This is a genomic window from Vibrio sp. SCSIO 43136, assembly GCF_023716565.1.
In the GTDB taxonomy this organism is placed as follows: Bacteria; Pseudomonadota; Gammaproteobacteria; order Enterobacterales; family Vibrionaceae; genus Vibrio.
Map to the genome: position 1 here is coordinate 1,627,741 of NZ_CP071848.1, position 17,177 is coordinate 1,644,917.

A 17,177-nucleotide genomic window follows, 5' to 3' on the forward strand; every position below is an offset into this window, starting at 1 on the left:
TGTTTTTCTTGGGCTTCCGGTGTTGCTTAACTTTTGTTGTGTAGCTTAACTATGTTGTTTTGCTAGCTTACGGTATTCGTGCAATAGCGGCTCGGTGTAACCACTTGGCTGTACTGCACCTTTAAAAATCAGGGCACGGGCGGCTTGATAAGCCGTGCTTTGTTCTAACTCTGGCGTCATTGGTACATAGCCCTCTGAACCTTCGTTTTGCTTATCTACCACTTGTGCCATGGTCGCCAAAATTGACTCAACTTGGCTTGGTGTACACACCTTATGTGCTAACCAGTTGGCAATATGTTGGCTCGATATACGTAGGGTCGCTCGGTCTTCCATTAGGCCTGTGTCATTAATATCTGGCACTTTTGAACACCCAACACCCATCTCAATCCAGCGAACCACATAGCCAAGGATGCCTTGGACGTTGTTCTCCAGTTCACGTTCGATGTCTTGCTCAGAGAGCTGCATTTCTGTCGGCATTAGAGCAATTTTGCACATCTGCTTGCGAAGCGAAGCTCTGTCCTCGTCAAACCGTGCTTGTTGCTCTGTTACATCCACTTGGTGGTAATGGAGCGCATGCAGTGTTGCCGCTGTCGGCGAAGGCACCCAAGCCGTAGTCGCACCAGATTGTGGGTGAGCAATTTTTTGCTCCATCATCTGAGCCATCTCATCTGGCATCGCCCACATCCCTTTACCTATTTGGGCACGGCCTGCAAATCCACATGCTAAACCTACAGCGACATTGTTTTTCTCGTAAGCGCCGATCCAAGGTTGGTTTTTAATTTCACCTTTTGGCAAAAATGCACCCGCTTGCATGCTGGTATGGATCTCATCACCCGTGCGGTCAAGGAAACCTGTGTTGATGAACACCACGCGAGATTTTGCCTGACGAATACACTCTTTGAGGTTAAGAGAGGTGCGTCGCTCCTCATCCATAATGCCGATTTTCAATGTGTTTGGTGCAAGACCCAAAATTTGCTCAACTCGGCCAAAAATTTCACAAGAGAACGCCACTTCATCAGGACCATGCATCTTCGGCTTAACAATGTAGATGCTTCCAGTGCGTGTGTTACTTACTCGGCACGCATCTGGGTTAGTCAAACCGATGCTTCCAATCAGTGCTGTTACCGCCGCATCAACAATGCCTTCTGGTGCTTCTTCACCATTAGGTAAGGTCACTAGGTCATTAGTCATCAAGTGGCCTACATTACGGATCATCAAAAGTGAACGGCCATGCAGAGTCACATCTTCGCCATCTTTACCCGTGAACGTCTTATCATCGTTCATTCGACGAGTGAGTGTTTTACCGCCCTTGTTAAAACTGGCTTCCAGTGTGCCAGTCACTAGCCCAAACCAGTTGCGGTACGCATCCACTTTGTCTTCAGCGTCAACAGCGGCGATTGAATCTTCAAAGTCCATGATGGTCGACATCGCAGACTCAACTAAAATATCGTCGAGGCCAGCTAAGTCATGCTTTCCAATCGCACCACCATGGTTGATTACAAGCTCAATGTGCAGTCCGTTATTTTTCAAAACGATTGATACTGGCTCTTCATCCATATCGCTTGCGGCAATGAATTGACCTGGGTTTTTAAGGCCCGTTTTGCTGCCATCAGGAAAGAAGGCCAACAAGTTGTGGAAATACACGGTGTAGCTTTCAACATCGTGGTGAGAGCCTTCATTTAGCGGAAATACTCGGTCTAAAAAGTCTTTGGCATAACCGATTACTCGCTTGCCGCGAGCCGGGTTGTATTTTTTACCCGGTTGAATGCCTGCTTCGGTTTGACTAATCACGTCGGTACCGTACAGGGCATCGTAAAGGCTTCCCCAGCGAGCATTAGCAGCATTAAGCGCAAAGCGAGCATTTTTCACAGGAACTACCAACTGCGGACCAGCGATTCGAGCAATTTCATCATCAACGTTATCGGTATCGATGGTGAAGTCTTCACCTTCTTCCAATAGGTAACCGATCTCTTTTAGGAAGGCTTGGTATTGGTCGCTGGTAAAAGAACGGTGAGATTTGTGGAACTCATCGATCTTCTGTTGCATATCATGACGAGTTTGAAGTAACGCATTGTTTGTTGGCGTTAAGTCAGTAACCATAGACATCAAACCATTCCAAAATTGGTCTGGAGACACAGATGTTAATGGAAGCACTTCTTCGTTAATAAACTGGTAGAAGCCCTGATGAATTTGGCACTCTTTCGTCATTGGTAAGTTCATGGGCAATTCCTTTTGCTCTTATTTAGAGTTATTACTCTGGTCAATTCATCACACTTTTTCAGTGAGTTAGCTCATGATTCAAACATTTGTTCGAATTTTGTTGCTTCGATGGATTTACTTTAACTAAAAATTTACTAAAATTTCACAATGAAAATTACACAGTGTGAATTTTACAATTATGAAGAACAGCAAAAGCCTATTTAGACAGTCTCATTTCCTAGGTACTAAGATACGTAACCTACGGAAACGTAACCATTTAACACTTGAAGACCTCTCTGCACGTTGTATAAAACTTGACCCAGAGTATGCGCCTTCAGTTTCATACCTATCGATGATAGAGCGCGGTAAAAGAGTGCCGAGTGAAGACATGTTGGAGGTGATTGCCGCCGTTTTTCAGAAAAAAGCGCAATGGTTTTTGGATGATGCCAATGAACAAAATGAAATGGTTCCTGAGAAGGGAACCCGTGGTGGGATTAAAGGCATGGCGCTGGAACCAAGCTTTCTTTTCTCTAATGATATTTTGCAAATCGCCATTCCAGAGATGCTCAATCAAACCGGCACTACAGGTCGGCAATTTGCTCATCTACTGATCCGTGCGTTTCAGGAGCATAACCTTAATCACTTCCCTGACCTTGAACGAGCGGCTGAAGAAGTTGGTCGAAAAAGAATGCCGCTCAGCCCTGATGATCTGTTTGAGATTTGTGATGAAGTCGGGCTTAAAATAAAGTGGTTTAGAGAAGCACCAGAGCCTGTCAGTGATGAGTCTGTCGGCGATCGTCAGAGAGTAAAACGCTCATATTTCCAGCCACCTAATACCCTCCACCTCAATACTATGTTGAAGAAAGATCCTATTCGCCTCAAATACGATCTGGCCGTTAACATTGGTCATATGGTGCTGCACCAAGGTGACGGGGAGAAAAGTATGGTGGTGGCTGATGCCAACCCAAGCTATGGAGTTCGAGACGAAGCACAGCCGAATACTTCGGTCGAATTAGATTCCACAAAAATCCTTCATGCATGGCGAGATTTTGAGTGCTCTTTCTTTGCTGGCGCACTACTGTGTCCTCGGGTGCCATTTCGCCAACTTTTGGACCGCAACGGCTATGAGCTCAGTGTTTGTAAACAAGCGGGCGTATCAGAATCCATCGCCATGCGCCGCATGACTGCTGTCTCCCCTTACCCGCATTGGCACTATTTTGATGCCTACAATCCAGGTAAATTGAAAGCCGTTTATCGTGGTAACGGTATTCCATTACCATGGGGAAATATGCGCATGGTTGAGGACCCTTGCCAGCACTGGTCAGTATTTAGGATGGTGACCAACGATGCCGACTACAACCAAAGTGTTGCGCAGATTTCGATCCTGATGCAAAACGATGTTCCGCATATCTATTGCTGTGAATCGGTCAAAGTCAAAGATTTAGCAGGTAATGCACATGTACTGTGTAGCGGTGTTGATCTCAACCCTGCCATTAATGCACAAGGGCATGATGCAGTGAAAGTTGCAGGTCAACTGAAAGAGGCCTGTGTAAAAAACGGAGGGACTGCTACCATTCCTCATAGTATCAAGAAGCTTCTCATGACAGTGTCTCGCATACTTAATATCAACTGGATTGAGCGAGGTATCGATAACGAAGCGAGGCTAATTTGTTCAAGAGGTACCGTATGCCCACGTATACCTCAATGTTATGCCCGCCCTGAAAGAGACAAGATCGAATCCATTGAAGTTTTGAAATGATTCAGGCAAAAAAAGGACGCCTTTCCAGAGGACTGGAAAAGGCGTCAAAGCCTCTGAAATAACCGATACGAGAGTGTATCCACTTATACTAATGCCAACTCTGTGCCAACAATGAAAAACTTTAATTGATAAGTAATTTCAACGACTTATGAAAGACAACTAAAACACCCTTTTCACCATCGCTTCGCTTTAGTGCAATTACCCTTATTTTCTGCACCAGAATACCCCAAAAGTAGTAGTTACAAACTTGAATGTGACATTCATCTCTTATTCATTTTCGTTCACTTAGTATTAAGTCATCGCCAATTCAATTGGTATTTAAACCCAGAGGATCTATGAATCGAATCATTGTTACTGCCGTTGCATTTATCGTTGGCCTTTTCTCGTTAGTTCTTGGTCTGGTATTAACACCGTTTCTTGCTCTTGCAGCATTCCTAACGGGCAAGAAAATTAAAAAACAGATGGAACAATCGAGTTTTAGCCACCAATTTGGTACTCACTCAACCGTTATCGAGGGTGAATATGAAGAAGTTAAAGCCAAGCAAGTCTGAAAAAATTAAAAGGGCGCTGAGGAAGCGTGGTGCATTTATGTTCTATGCGGTTGCAGCGATAACTACTGGTATCATTACCGCACCTGCGCTAGATCACAATTCGGGTAATTCAGTGATCGCTGAACAACCCAAAATTGAAGTGACGAGAGTCCAGTATCAACCTGATGACATCAAATTGAGAGATCAGTCGCAAATATTTTCAATATAAAACCTGTGCGGTATCTGCGCCGCACTTGTTAACGCAAAAATAACAACAAAAACACATTCTCTGTGATATCAAACGCAAAGTAGATTTTTATTCATGAAAAATAAGATCACTTAAGTGGCTGTAATTTTAACCTGGCGTGCCTGATATTTCGGCAACTTACCCAACTTATAGCACATCAAATTCCGCACTTAATTTTGCTAGCTGAAAAACGTCTCCGCCATTACACTTTTGCAGCATAAAAACAACAAAACACTCCCTACATAAACCCAGCTAGAGCTCTGGTTTACTTAAAAGCCAGACCTCCAAGCGAAATAACGTGAAAAGGTCTAAAAAACCAATGAGTCCAGAAAAATACCTTCTAGACTGGCAGTCTTGCCAAACCAATTCCGAAGCCATGTCCCCTCTACTTGGTCAGCTATACCGTGAGAAAGGTGTTGAAGTAACACTCTTCGGACGAATGATGATCAATGCTTCTACAATTGAAATAATCAAAGCGCACCGTCTATCCAAGCGTTATGTCAGCAATGAAATCACCACTGACAAAACCTTACCGATTCTTCAAGTGATGAATAAAATGCCGCTAGCACCGTGTCGAGTTGATATTGGACAACTTGCCAGTGGCTACTGGCAAAACCATGAAGATGAAAACGGCCTAGAGGACTACCTAGCCACTGCGCTAAATGAGCCTTTGAAATCTAACCAAGACCCACAAGTGAAAGACGTCGTACTTTATGGCTTTGGTCGTATAGGTCGACTACTAACACGCCTTCTCGTCGAGAAAAGTGGTGCGGGTTACCCACTTCGACTAAAAGCGGTCGTGGTTCGTGGTGGTAAAGATGGTGACCTTGCAAAGCGTGCAAGTCTTCTTCGCCGCGACTCTGTGCATGGTAACTTTAACGGCAGTATTACTATCGATGAAGAGCGTGATGCTCTGATCGTGAACGGCAACTACATCCAGTTTATCTATGCTAACAGCCCAGCTGAAGTGGATTACACCCAGTATGGAATTAGCAATGCGTTAGTGGTCGATAACACCGGTGTATGGCGTGATGCGGATGGTCTTTCTCGTCACCTTGAATGTGCTGGCGCATCAAAAGTACTCCTGACCGCACCAGGAAAAGGGGCGATTAAGAATGTAGTCTTTGGCGTCAATGAAAATGTAATTGAAGAAAGTGACATTATCGTTTCGGCAGCAAGCTGTACAACTAACGCAATTACCCCAGTACTTAAAGCGGTCAACGACAAGTATGGTATTGATTCGGGACACATTGAAACGGTTCACTCCTATACCAATGATCAAAACCTAATCGATAACTTCCATAGTGGTGAGCGACGTGGGCGTTCAGCATCACTGAACATGGTACTTACCTCAACGGGCGCTGCTAAAGCGGTATCCAAGGCTTTACCTGAACTAGAAGGTAAATTAACGGGTAACGCTATTCGTGTACCTACACCTAATGTTTCGATGGCAGTAGCTAACCTCAACTTGCACAACGTTGCGGAAAAAGACGAACTGAATGAATTCCTTCGCAATATGGCGTTAGATTCTGAGTTATCTGCACAAATTGACTATACCGAATCTACCGAAGTGGTCTCGACCGATATCGTTGGGTCACGTCACCCAAGTGTGGTTGATGGAGCCGCAACTATTGCCCAAGACAAACGCTGCGTCCTGTATATCTGGTATGACAATGAGTTTGGCTACAGCTGTCAGGTGGTCCATTGCATGGAACAAATGATGGGTGTTCGCTACAAAGCTTATCCTCAAGGGTAATCAATTTTGGATGTGCTAGCCTAGCCGCCATTAATGCAGTAAACATTGAAGTATTTGTGTCGCCCTATCCTCCCTTGGGCGACTTTTTTTATTCAAAAATAAGGTGAGGGTTACCTTCAAGTTCGACACAGCGAACGTGAGTATCATAGACGTCACTGAGCAGTTGTGGGCTTAATACTTCTCGCTTATCACCAAACTTTTTCATCACACCTTTTTGCAGCAGCAAAGCTTTGTCAGCATGCTTCAACGCTCGATTCAGATCATGATTGGCGATAATTATCGATAGCCCGAGTTTGGCGATATCATCTATCAAGTCGTACAACAGCTTCTCTTGACCAATATCTAAGGGAGCTGCTGGCTCATCCAGAATCAATAGTTGCGAATTTGGATTAAGTGTCGGCCAAATCTGCAAGCAGATCGCCGCTATCCGTACTCGTTGCCATTCGCCTCCTGAAAGTTGTCCCACTTGCCTATCAAGCTTGTCAGCAATAGCAAGTCGCTGGCAAAGATGCTTGAGTGTACGTTCTACTTCATCGAGCTCAGCGTTAGTTGGGATCGAAAGCGAGAGAAAATGAAACACAGAAATCGAGAAGGCTGGTCTTGCTTGCTGAGGTAGATAACCTCGCTGGCTCGAAAGCTCATCCAACGACTGGCGTGAAATATCTTGCCGAGCGATCTCGACCCTTCCGTGATAATCAAGAAGCCCTGAGACTGCATTGAGTAAGGTGCTTTTACCACTGCCGTTAGGACCAATGACATGCAAAATCTCTCCTTTACTCAGCGAAAAAGAGAGTGGCAGTAGTCGGTTCGATACTTGAAGGTCTTTAACGCAAATCATGATTTTTCAATAACATCCAAATAAATATCGGCGCACCTAGTGACGTTGTCACAACGCCAAGGGGTAGTTCTGCTGAATTAAGTGCTGTGCGAGCAACCAGATCCGCCAATACTAGCAGCCCCGCTCCTACCAGTGCTGAAAGTGGCAGCAAAAATCGATTTTCGGTGCCAATTGCCAGCCTTAATAGATGAGGAACCACAAGGCCAACAAAACTGATGATGCCACCCAACGCCACTGACATGCCCACCAGCAAAGAAACAGCCAATATCAATTGCCAACGCAGTTTGTTGACATCAACACCTAGTTGGCGAGCGTGAATCTCACCAACCATGAGTTTATCAAGACGTTTGCCTTGCAAGCATAGCCAACCAATAACAGGTAGCATCAATAAGGTTAAGGTGTGCTGCGACCAACTTGCACCACCAATACTGCCCATTAACCAATACATCAGGGCGCGCATGCTCATATCGTCACTGAAATAGAACGCCCAAGTCACCGCTGCGCCGGTCAATATCCCAATCGCAATGCCAACCAATAGTAAGCGGGGTGTACTCAAGCGCATGCTTCGCGCCATCCATACCAGCAAAAAAGTGAAGACCAGAGAACCAGATACCGCAGTGAGCATAGATAATGCAGGGGTTGGGTCAAACGGTAAAAAGAACAACAGCAATATCATCGCAAGGCTTGCACCACCAGAAATACCAAGCACTCCAGGCTCTGCGAGCGGGTTGCCCAATAGCACCTGCAAACTCGCCCCAGAGACTGCAAGTGCAGCGCCAATTGCGAGAGCAGAGATGAGCCTCGGCATTCTAAGTTCGGTCAATAACATTTGATTGAGCGGCTCTTGCCAGTTACTTGGGGTGATGATCACCTCACCTACGGCGAGATAGATCAGGGTGACAACGAAAGTTATCGCTCCAAATAACCAAAAAAATCTCACCCATCGCTGCTGGTTGCGTTGAAGTAACCGATTGAAATCCATAATGCTCTGTAGTGTCCAAAAAAGTGCTGTTACCTTACTTGCTTGCTAAAAAAAAGCAAAAGCTAATTAGGTCAACCAGACTTAGTCGATGACCAATTGCTCACCGACGAAGCGGTAGTTGCTCTCAACAACCATTAATGCTGCCCGCTGATTAAGCGCTACTTTGGAGTTAGGAAAAACCACTGCCTCATTCTGATGCTGCGCATAAACCAGCGACTCACCATCAATCGCCAATAACTCCCCCTTATCAAAACGAGTAAAGTTGGCAACAGAGTCTGCAAAGGTAAAACTAAAGCTGGCATCGGTTTTGGTAATGGTTCGAGTCACTCGATAGACACACACAGGTTGTGGTGTGGTGGAGTAAGCCTCGCCTTCGAGCAATGCATCCAATGCCGACTCAAATGCTGCGACTTTGCCATGATCATTGTCCCCAAGTTTCGCAACTCTTCCTAGTTCTAGTGTCAGCGCTTGAGCACCAAAGCGCTCTGCCCCAAACCAACTGAATGTGCTGGTGGCAGAGCCAGACAACATCACGGCTTCTACTTGGGCATGCTCCAGGAATTCAAAGAGTGCTTTAGAGCGTACTGGTGACTGACAATATGGGCTGACCGCAAAAGTAAAATGGGCCGACTCTCGGATCGCACTGTGAAGGTCCAAATGCCAGCGACTATGAGCACTACCTTGAGTGAAAAAGCGTTCAACTTCTTCCATCAAACGAACGGCAATCTTGGTTTCTGTGTTGTGATGACTAGGAAGACTGGCAAAGAGTCGGTTCATGTTTTCGTCAAGAAAGCGGGTATGATTTAGCGTGGCTTGTGGGTGACCAATGATAAATAAGCAGCGATGAGCAATATCGATCTCACCACTAAGAAGGCGAGATACTAAGCTATCCACCATTTCGATGCCCAAGGTTTCATCTCCATGAATACCGCTCGATACCACGATGTCTTTACTCGCGGCCAATGGCTGCTTAGGAATAAATTCGACGACACCTCGGCTCAACCAATTAAGCTGACCTTGATTGGGCGTCGTGACCTGTAACTGGGTAGGTGTTTTGTCATCGAGCGTGGTTTGAAGAAACGAATCTTGGAACATCGAACTTGCCATGTTTACATCCTTATTAATCTGGCGAAGTCAAAATGTTACAACATTGATCAATACTAATTAACCACTAATCTCTAGGGTTTTGTTCCAACACTCAGAATTCTTATGACAGGTGGCGTCGCTGGATAGATTTCAAGCTCCGTCAGGCTGCCATTTTCAATAGCGAGACTGGAAAAGAGTTTCGGATTGGTTGCGTCTAACGCCAACACATCGGCTAATATCATTCGTATTACGCCTCCATGACAGACAAGCACACTATGCTGGCGCTCCGAATTTACTAACTCATCCACTAATGCTTGCCATGCATTTTGCACTCTGTGTTTAAAATCGATGAGTGGTTCACCATTGGGTAAAGTGTTACTTGCAGGAGCTTCCCAATAGGCTTCTAACAAAGGCCATTGCTGCTGCAACTGGTGAAAGGCAACCCCATCAAAATCACCGAAAGATATTTCGCGAAATTGCGTATCTACGGTACATGGAACTGCGAGTGAAGAAGCAAGATTAGCCGCAGTTTCATAACAGCGGCTAAGTGGGGATGTCATTACTTCATCGATATTTGGATAGATAGTAGCAATAGCATCCGCCAGTTGTTTATGAAGGTGCTGGTCGACCTTGGCATCAGTGTGACCATTTAACGCCGCATCCCCCATCACTTTTTGATGACGAACCAAAGTTACCCTTTTAATTTGCATCACAGCTCTCTTTCATTGTCATTGGCAAGCCAGCAGCAACAAATGTCACTTTATCTGCAACAGCCGCAAGCTTTTGATTCATCCATCCTGCGTGATCAACAAATACCCGAGTCACTTTCCCCAACGGGATGATGCCCAAACCGACTTCATTAGAAACTAACGTCACATCAGCAGCGCAGAGTCTTAACTGGTTAACTAATTCGTCAACTCGGCGTGAAATATGCTCTGATGGGCAGTTCTCTCCGAGTTGATAAATGACATTGTTTAACCACAAGGTTAAACAGTCAACCAACACATGATCGCCCTCTTTAAACGTCGACAACAGCTCGGGAAGCTGCTGCGGGCATTCGTATAAGTGCCACTTATCACCGCGCTGCTGGCGATGCATTTCAATTCGGTGCTCCATTTCCTGATCAAAAGCTATCGCCGTCGCAATATAGTGGAGCTTACCTTGTGAGTTAGGCTCAGCAAGTAATGTTCGCTCAGCATATGAAGACTTACCACTGCGAGCACCACCAAGCACAAGATGAATCATAAAGTCGCTCCAAAGTAAGCAAGACAGATCAGATAAAATGCCAATTCAGCGAGCTGTTGCCCTGCACCTAAACAGTCCCCCGTGAATCCACCAAGACGACTATTCAACCAGCGCTTAAACAAACTGCGTAATACGAGAAGCGCGGCCGCTACCCCGACCGCTAGCTCTAATGGAAGCCACAATAGGCTCAGCGCACCACACAAATACAAAAATGCTTGCTCTGATGCGGACTGAGATTGCGCCAGAGGCTTAGCTTTGCTGTTGGCTGCATCAGTGACATAGTCCATCGAACGAATAAGCGTTGCAGCCACCGCTCGACTGACAACATAGCCTGACATTAAGATAGGTACTAGCGAGGTGACTTGAGCAAGCTCGATCAGCAACAAGAACTTACCCAGCAAAGCTAACGTGAGTGTCGCTGCACCATAAGTACCAAGGCGGCTGTCTTTCATGATTTCAAGGCGACGCTCTAAGGTCATTCCACCTCCGATGCCATCTGCCATGTCGGCAAGACCGTCTTCATGAAATGCGCCGGTTAGGAGTAGGCTTATGACCATGGTAAGAAAAACCGCCACGGTTATCGGCAGTATCGCAGCAAACACCCAATAACTCAGAGCGCACAAAGTACCAAGTAACAAGCCGACCAACGCAAAAAAACGACCAGAGCGATTCATTCGCTCTGGTGAGTATGGCGTATCACTTGGTACAGGCAATCTAGAGAAGAAACTCAGCGCCAAGCAAAACAGTTGCCATTGGTATTTCAGTGTTTTCACACCGTGACCCCAGCGCTAGCGAATGTCGCCATGTCATTATAGAAAGCCGCAGCAGCCTTAACGATTGGGAACGCTAGTGCAGCGCCTGTACCTTCACCTAGACGCAAACCAAGATCTAGCATAGGATCAGCATTAAGTGCTTCTAGTGCAATTTTGTGCCCAGACTCTTGTGAGCGATGACCAAACACCATTATCTCACGACAACTTGGAGATAGTTTGCTTGCCACTAGTGCGGCAACCGTCGCAATGAAACCATCGACAATCACAACCGTCTTTGATTCACCCGCCTGAACAAAAGCACCAACCATCTGAACAATTTCAAATCCACCCAATTCCGCAAGCAATGTCTTCGGATCTTGTTGGTCTTGAATTCGACCCAATGCAGACTCAATCAAAGATTGCTTTTTCTCATACTGCTCGTCGTTGATGCCTGTGCCACGACCAATGCACTGCGCAACAGGCTTGCCAGTGATCGCCGCTAGCAATGCAGCCGATGGTGAGGTATTACCTATTCCCATCTCGCCAAATAGCATTATTTGACTGCCATTTTCTACGGCATTTTTAACAAGCTCTGCACCATAACCCAAGCCCTTCTCAACTTGAGATAGACTCATTGCAGCTTGCTGAGAAAGATCTGCCGTACCATCACCCAGTCGCTGTTCAATGTAGTTATGGCTCAAAGGCAATGCGGCGCTATCTTGCAGTGCTTGCAACATGCCACAATCGACAACCTTTAGGTCTATGTCCGCACTGCGGCAAAAGCAGTTGATCGCAGCGCCACCAGTAAGGAAGTTCAGAACCATTTGTTGAGTAACGGCACTCGGTGCAATACTTATCCCTTGCTCAGCGATGCCATGGTCGCCCGCAAACACTATCGCTTGTGGTTTGTTTAGCGTGATCGTATCGCCAAGATGGCCTTCTCTTGCTGCTTGTACCTTTGCAAGTTGAGCAGCAAGGCTTTCTAGTTGGCCCAAAGAGCCCGGTGGTTTAGTTTTGGTATCAATGTTCGTTTGGATTTGCTGTTGTAAATCATCGCTGATCATTATTTCGGTCTCGCAATAGAAAAAGGGGCTGAGAGTGAAGCATATTGAGTTCCACCTAATCGAGCTAAAGGATCCACCTGCTCGGCATCAACAACCAATCGCTGTGGATTTTGTTCAATTACCGACTCATCAATGAACACTTGCTCTATCTTGGCAAAAACGAGTTGCTGTGGCACATCACCTAAAGATTGGATTTCATGTAGGCTGCATCCAAATGCAATATTGCATGCGGATAAACGTGGTAAACCATGGGCTGGCCAATCCACCGTTTCCAGTCCAAGCTTAGTGACTTCAGATTCACTGTGCTCTAGCGTTGCCGAGCTGTCAGTCACCTGCTGCGCCAAATCCGTACTCGCAATATGAATTGTCATTTTGCTTCCGTTTTTGAGATTCGCGATGGTGTCTTTAAGTTCACCGCTTGGTTTCTTACCTACAGAAAACATCAACATCGGAGGTTGACTGGAAACCGCTGCAAAATAAGAAAAAGGCGCTAAGTTGTAGCTTTTTGGAGAAGTTTCAGTGAGTACCCAAGCAACAGGACGTGGGATCACTGTTTGAGTCATCAAATGGTAGATCTCGGTGCTGCTCAGTGTCGTTAGATCAATGTTCATAGCTCGCTCCTTGCCAATGAATGCTTTTGATTCTAACCACTTAAGTAAACGGTTGCTAGGCATGATCGATAAACAGCTCCCCAGTTGCTGTTTGTCTCACCAGTAATATCACTAACAGTATTTAAACGCTGGCACTATATTTGCAATTTCCATAGTCATCCGCTGGCGGTAGCCTCATTTCGCTTTCAGCTCAGCACCATTCGCCTCTCCCGCACTCGATGGCTGTACTATACTATTAGTAGCCGCTAAGAATCGGTAAGGCGAACAACTAAAACAATAACCTACGAAAGGAGTGTAAGATGTTACCTATTCGTAAGCCTCAAAAATCTTCGAAAAGACAGACACCTACCACGGGCAACACTAAGCGACGCAAGCGTAGAGTCCCGATGTCGATTACTTGAGCAAAATACTGAACCATCACTGAATACATTTAATAGTCAGCTCAATGGCAACACAATGTACTTGTCTACCTGTTCAGGCAAGTACATTTACTACGCCTCACCTCTCATTTTGATACCACCAACTATAACGTTTAACCAACTGAGATTATGATGTTTTTTGATACTTGTACTTAGGTTAAAACGATGGAAGCATTGAAAACACACTCTGTTATTGTTGCAGGCGCATCTGGTCTTATTGGCAGTGAGCTAACCAAGATGCTTTCTGAGGCAAACAATGTCTCAACCATTCACCTACTTCTTCGTAAACCACATCATGCTATCTCTACAAAAATTCATCAGCATCTAAACCCAGACCTTGTGCCTACCGATTGGAGTGAGAGTGATCCACTTCCAGAATATGGTTTTATCTGTTTGGGCACGACACTTAAACAAGCTGGCAGCAAGCAAGCATTGGCAAAAGTGGATTTTGACCTCGTTTGCCAAGTGGCTAAGACCATGCAGACCCTTGGTGTAAAACGACTTGCGGTGGTATCAAGTATTGGTGCAAGTGCGACTTCTCTATCCCACTACCTAAAGTGCAAAGGAAAAATGGAGCAAGCTTTGCAAAGCATGGGGTTTGAGCGATTAGTGATTGTTAGGCCAGGGCCTTTAACTGGAGAGCGCAACCAAACCCGCTTAAATGAAACCATTACCGAAGCTTTGCTCAAACCACTTTCACCTTTCATGATTGGCTCAATGGCAAACTACAAGCCTATTGAAGGCAAAGATGTTGCTCGAGCTATGCTCTATGCACTATTTCAAATTGATGAGCAGTACCTCAGTGCGACTCGCATACTACATTCAAAAGAGATGTGGGCACTTATTCATCAGTACTGATGGCTTTTCAACCAGTTGTATAGCCAAATATTATATCTAAGATCAAACTCGACTTTGTGATCTTAAACACTCCCTATACCTTACAACCCAAGAATTAGATTCTTTAGAAACCCCACCTTTTAGCAATTTATAAAAATCACTTGTGTAAGGAAGTTTGCTCATGTCCGTAGCAGTTGTCGCGAATCTTGCCGTATTCGCAGCGCTACTTTTCTTTCTAAGCTTGCAACAGAGAAAAGGCGCCACCCTATCACGTCAGGTACTTGTCGGTTTAGTATCTGGTAGTTTATTTGGTCTTGCTCTTCAGCTCATTTATGGTGAAGGCCATGCAGCGATCGCCGCCAGTCTAGACTGGGTGAATGTGGTTGGCAGTGGTTATGTTGGACTATTGAAGATGATCATCATGCCACTAGTATTAGTGTCAATGATCGCTGCAGTAGTAAAACTAGAAAAATCTGGCTCACTTGGCAAAATCAGCGGCCTAACGATATCCGTACTGCTAGCAACCACAGCCATCTCAGCCTTGATTGGTATTGCAGTGACTCAAGCGTTTGGTCTATCTGCGGAAGGTCTAACTGAAGGTGCTCGTGAAACCGCTCGTATCGCCGTGTTAGAAAATCGAATTGATCGTGTAAGCGACTTAACTATTCCACAAATGCTAGTGAGCTTCATCCCAACCAACCCATTTGCGGATCTGACAGGTGCTCGTTCTACATCAATCATCGCAGTGGTTATCTTCGGTATCTTGACCGGTATTGCGGCGCGCAAAGTAATGGCTGAGAAGCAGGAACTTGAATCACCGATTCGTACGTTCGTTGAGGCTGCTCAATCCATTGTGATGCGTCTTGTTAAAATGATCATGGCACTAACTCCATACGGTATTGCAGCGCTAATGGCCAAGGTCGTAGCGACATCAAGTGCTTCAGATATCCTTAACCTATTAGGCTTTATTATTGCCTCTTATGTCGCCATTGCTCTAATGTTTGTTGTGCATGGCATTCTAGTTTCTTTTGTTGGTGTAAGCCCGAAAGAATATTTTAAGAAGATTTGGCCAGTATTGACGTTTGCGTTTACTTCACGTAGTTCAGCAGCAACCATTCCACTGAATGTAGAAGCGCAGATCACCAAGCTGAATGTGCCACCAGCGATTGCAAACTTGGCAGCATCATTTGGTGCAACCATTGGTCAAAATGGCTGTGCAGGTATTTACCCTGCCATGCTAGCGGTAATGGTCGCACCAACAGTCGGTATCGACCCAATGGATATTAACTTCATCGTATCACTGGTGGCTATCGTTGTGATTAGCTCATTTGGTATTGCTGGTGTGGGTGGCGGAGCGACATTTGCCGCACTGATCGTGCTGCCAGCAATGGGACTACCAGTAACAATTGCGGCACTTCTAATCTCTATTGAACCGCTAATTGACATGGCCCGTACGGCGCTAAACGTATCAGGAGCGATGACAGCAGGTACCATTACAAGCCGTCTACTCAAAAATGAAAAAACTGAACAGACACCAGAGACTGTTCAGCAATCATAATTAGCTATCTCGTTAATAAGCCAGCATAAAATGCTGGCTTTTTTTCGACAAATTAACCGTATAGCACTACTGTTTAAGTATCGAGTTGAATATGAGCCAAAGCAATGATTGGACAAACAGCAATAGTGCTCGCCGCCCTAATAGTGACGCTTTTTGGCTTAGCGGCATCCTTTCTCATCAATGAACCTGAAGAGCCTCGTAGGGCAAAACCCTACTACATGGCTTTTTATATCAGCACCTTATTTTTCTTTTACCTGCATGGCCGTATCCCCGAGTTTCAAACTGAGTTGGAACCTAAACTGCTCGATGCTACGTTCGCTATCGGTTTCAGCGGACTCTCGATCGGTACAGCGATTCGCTGCAAAAATCCCCTAGCCGAAAAAATCACTATCTTCCTACTCTCTGCTTTTCTGGTGTTGGTCTTTAGCGGTTACATATTCACTTCCCACTCACTCTTGTTCATGGGCAGTCAGATATTTTTGATGAGCTGGTCGCTGTCCAAGAAGCAGCTTGGGGTAAACAAAGCTGACTTTGGCTTCATCTTTACCATGATGTGTAGCTTTACGCTCATGGCGTTAGACGGTCGTTCAGCCACGGATTACCACTCGATGGAAGAGTATTTTAATTTCCATTTGATCTACGAATTTATCTTCGCCCCTGCACTCGTCAGTGGCATTAGTGTCTTTCTGCTCACTAGCTATATGCTGGATTCAAATGCGCTACTGCAGCGCTTGGCAACCAAAGATGCATTAACTGATATGCTCAATCGCCGCGCTCTTTTTGAACATATCTCTGACCAACTCAACTACCTAGCAAGAAAAGACAAACCCGCTGCGATCATCTTAGCCGACATTGACCACTTTAAATCCATCAATGACACGCACGGTCATGACGCTGGAGACATTGCCCTAAAACAGTTTGCTGACATCATTCGTGATCGTGTAAGAGATTACGACATTGCAGCAAGATATGGTGGCGAAGAATTCTTAATCTTTCTCCCCAACGCTCACCAAGATATTGCCGCTTCCGTGGCTGAGCGAATTCGCCTTGAATGTGAAACAACAACCATCGATTACCAAGGCAAAAGCATTCAATTTACCGTCAGCTTTGGCGTATCAGCGTACAATTTTGAACGAGACATTAGCGATAACATCATCCGTGCCGATGAAGCTCTATACAAAGCAAAAGACTCAGGACGTAATCAAGTCACTGTCGCTCGACTAGACCCCGTTTTCTAACTCGATCCAATTGCACAGCAAAGCAGCGGATAAACCATTTGCGCTCAATAACTTTG

16 protein-coding genes are annotated in these 17,177 nt (G+C 45.5%); 7 read left to right on the plus strand and 9 right to left on the minus strand.

Annotation, left to right across the window (positions count from 1 at the left end):
• Window positions 1-45 precede the first annotated feature (45 nt).
• On the minus strand, window positions 46-2,220 hold the full coding sequence (locus J4N39_RS07480; RefSeq protein WP_252017638.1) for a malate synthase G: 2,175 nt from the start codon (window positions 2,218-2,220) through the stop codon (window positions 46-48).
• Between the two features lie 178 nt (window positions 2,221-2,398).
• Here J4N39_RS07480 and J4N39_RS07485 point away from each other — a divergent pair, with 178 nt between their 5' ends.
• From J4N39_RS07485 to J4N39_RS07500, 4 genes are all read left to right on the plus strand, one after another.
• Window positions 2,399-3,958, plus strand: a complete 1,560-nt coding sequence (locus tag J4N39_RS07485) for a DUF3612 domain-containing protein (RefSeq protein WP_252017640.1) — start codon at window positions 2,399-2,401, stop codon at window positions 3,956-3,958.
• Window positions 3,959-4,293: 335 nt separating this feature from the next.
• Complete coding sequence (locus J4N39_RS07490; protein WP_252017642.1) at window positions 4,294-4,509, plus strand: hypothetical protein; 216 nt, start codon at window positions 4,294-4,296, stop codon at window positions 4,507-4,509.
• Window positions 4,481-4,717 (plus strand): hypothetical protein, encoded by a 237-nt coding sequence (locus tag J4N39_RS07495; protein WP_252017644.1) that lies wholly within the window; start codon window positions 4,481-4,483, stop codon window positions 4,715-4,717. Before J4N39_RS07490 ends, J4N39_RS07495 begins: the two co-directional genes overlap by 29 nt.
• A gap of 337 nt (window positions 4,718-5,054) precedes the next feature.
• Window positions 5,055-6,491, plus strand: a complete 1,437-nt coding sequence (locus J4N39_RS07500; RefSeq protein WP_252017646.1) for a glyceraldehyde-3-phosphate dehydrogenase — start codon at window positions 5,055-5,057, stop codon at window positions 6,489-6,491.
• 88 nt (window positions 6,492-6,579) lie between these two features.
• Here J4N39_RS07500 and btuD read toward each other — a convergent pair whose 3' ends face one another.
• The 8 genes from btuD to J4N39_RS07540 all read right to left on the minus strand — a co-directional run bounded on the left by btuD (window position 6,580) and on the right by J4N39_RS07540 (window position 13,069).
• On the minus strand, window positions 6,580-7,329 hold the full coding sequence (gene btuD, locus J4N39_RS07505; RefSeq protein WP_252017648.1) for a vitamin B12 ABC transporter ATP-binding protein BtuD: 750 nt from the start codon (window positions 7,327-7,329) through the stop codon (window positions 6,580-6,582).
• Window positions 7,316-8,311 carry a vitamin B12 ABC transporter permease BtuC gene (gene btuC, locus J4N39_RS07510; protein ID WP_252017651.1) on the minus strand — a complete coding sequence of 332 codons (996 nt, stop codon included), beginning with the start codon at window positions 8,309-8,311 and terminating at the stop codon, window positions 7,316-7,318. The genes btuD and btuC overlap by 14 nt, the downstream gene beginning before the upstream one ends.
• Before the next feature lie 81 nt (window positions 8,312-8,392).
• Window positions 8,393-9,418 carry a succinylglutamate desuccinylase gene (locus J4N39_RS07515; RefSeq protein WP_252017653.1) on the minus strand — a complete coding sequence of 342 codons (1,026 nt, stop codon included), beginning with the start codon at window positions 9,416-9,418 and terminating at the stop codon, window positions 8,393-8,395.
• 71 nt (window positions 9,419-9,489) lie between these two features.
• Entirely contained in the window at window positions 9,490-10,107 is a 618-nt protein-coding gene (locus J4N39_RS07520) for a histidine phosphatase family protein (RefSeq protein WP_252017655.1), read from the minus strand.
• The gene (cobU, locus tag J4N39_RS07525) at window positions 10,097-10,642 is read right to left on the minus strand and encodes a bifunctional adenosylcobinamide kinase/adenosylcobinamide-phosphate guanylyltransferase (RefSeq protein ID WP_252017657.1); all 546 of its coding nucleotides are present in this window, start codon (window positions 10,640-10,642) and stop codon (window positions 10,097-10,099) included. Before cobU ends, J4N39_RS07520 begins: the two co-directional genes overlap by 11 nt.
• Window positions 10,639-11,415, minus strand: a complete 777-nt coding sequence (locus tag J4N39_RS07530) for an adenosylcobinamide-GDP ribazoletransferase (protein ID WP_252017659.1) — start codon at window positions 11,413-11,415, stop codon at window positions 10,639-10,641. The genes cobU and J4N39_RS07530 overlap by 4 nt, the downstream gene beginning before the upstream one ends.
• Window positions 11,412-12,458 carry a nicotinate-nucleotide--dimethylbenzimidazole phosphoribosyltransferase gene (gene cobT / locus J4N39_RS07535; RefSeq protein WP_252017661.1) on the minus strand — a complete coding sequence of 349 codons (1,047 nt, stop codon included), beginning with the start codon at window positions 12,456-12,458 and terminating at the stop codon, window positions 11,412-11,414. The genes J4N39_RS07530 and cobT overlap by 4 nt, the downstream gene beginning before the upstream one ends.
• Complete coding sequence (locus J4N39_RS07540) at window positions 12,458-13,069, minus strand: flavin reductase family protein (protein ID WP_252017663.1); 612 nt, start codon at window positions 13,067-13,069, stop codon at window positions 12,458-12,460. The genes cobT and J4N39_RS07540 overlap by 1 nt, the downstream gene beginning before the upstream one ends.
• A gap of 584 nt (window positions 13,070-13,653) precedes the next feature.
• Here J4N39_RS07540 and J4N39_RS07545 point away from each other — a divergent pair.
• The 3 genes from J4N39_RS07545 to J4N39_RS07555 all read left to right on the plus strand — a co-directional run bounded on the left by J4N39_RS07545 (window position 13,654) and on the right by J4N39_RS07555 (window position 17,121).
• Window positions 13,654-14,346, plus strand: coding sequence for an NAD(P)H-binding protein (locus tag J4N39_RS07545; RefSeq protein WP_252017665.1), 693 nt, complete (start codon window positions 13,654-13,656; stop codon window positions 14,344-14,346).
• Window positions 14,347-14,506: 160 nt separating this feature from the next.
• Window positions 14,507-15,883 (plus strand): L-cystine transporter, encoded by a 1,377-nt coding sequence (locus tag J4N39_RS07550; RefSeq protein WP_252017667.1) that lies wholly within the window; start codon window positions 14,507-14,509, stop codon window positions 15,881-15,883.
• Between the two features lie 104 nt (window positions 15,884-15,987).
• Window positions 15,988-17,121, plus strand: a complete 1,134-nt coding sequence (locus J4N39_RS07555) for a GGDEF domain-containing protein (RefSeq protein WP_252017669.1) — start codon at window positions 15,988-15,990, stop codon at window positions 17,119-17,121.
• The last annotated feature ends 56 nt before the right edge of the window (window positions 17,122-17,177 follow it).

What these genes read in the sequence shown, in the direction of transcription:
- J4N39_RS07480 (WP_252017638.1), bottom strand. Translation starts at nt 2,220, where the DNA reads ATGAACTTACCAATGACGAAAGAGTGCCAAATTCATCAGGGCTTCTAC.
- J4N39_RS07485 (WP_252017640.1), top strand. Translation starts at nt 2,399, where the DNA reads ATGAAGAACAGCAAAAGCCTATTTAGACAGTCTCATTTCCTAGGTACT.
- J4N39_RS07490 (WP_252017642.1), top strand. Translation starts at nt 4,294, where the DNA reads ATGAATCGAATCATTGTTACTGCCGTTGCATTTATCGTTGGCCTTTTC.
- J4N39_RS07495 (WP_252017644.1), top strand. Translation starts at nt 4,481, where the DNA reads ATGAAGAAGTTAAAGCCAAGCAAGTCTGAAAAAATTAAAAGGGCGCTG.
- J4N39_RS07500 (WP_252017646.1), top strand. Translation starts at nt 5,055, where the DNA reads ATGAGTCCAGAAAAATACCTTCTAGACTGGCAGTCTTGCCAAACCAAT.
- btuD (WP_252017648.1), bottom strand. Translation starts at nt 7,329, where the DNA reads ATGATTTGCGTTAAAGACCTTCAAGTATCGAACCGACTACTGCCACTC.
- btuC (WP_252017651.1), bottom strand. Translation starts at nt 8,311, where the DNA reads ATGGATTTCAATCGGTTACTTCAACGCAACCAGCAGCGATGGGTGAGA.
- J4N39_RS07515 (WP_252017653.1), bottom strand. Translation starts at nt 9,418, where the DNA reads ATGGCAAGTTCGATGTTCCAAGATTCGTTTCTTCAAACCACGCTCGAT.
- J4N39_RS07520 (WP_252017655.1), bottom strand. Translation starts at nt 10,107, where the DNA reads ATGCAAATTAAAAGGGTAACTTTGGTTCGTCATCAAAAAGTGATGGGG.
- cobU (WP_252017657.1), bottom strand. Translation starts at nt 10,642, where the DNA reads ATGATTCATCTTGTGCTTGGTGGTGCTCGCAGTGGTAAGTCTTCATAT.
- cobT (WP_252017661.1), bottom strand. Translation starts at nt 12,458, where the DNA reads ATGATCAGCGATGATTTACAACAGCAAATCCAAACGAACATTGATACC.
- J4N39_RS07540 (WP_252017663.1), bottom strand. Translation starts at nt 13,069, where the DNA reads ATGAACATTGATCTAACGACACTGAGCAGCACCGAGATCTACCATTTG.
- J4N39_RS07545 (WP_252017665.1), top strand. Translation starts at nt 13,654, where the DNA reads ATGGAAGCATTGAAAACACACTCTGTTATTGTTGCAGGCGCATCTGGT.
- J4N39_RS07550 (WP_252017667.1), top strand. Translation starts at nt 14,507, where the DNA reads ATGTCCGTAGCAGTTGTCGCGAATCTTGCCGTATTCGCAGCGCTACTT.
- J4N39_RS07555 (WP_252017669.1), top strand. Translation starts at nt 15,988, where the DNA reads ATGATTGGACAAACAGCAATAGTGCTCGCCGCCCTAATAGTGACGCTT.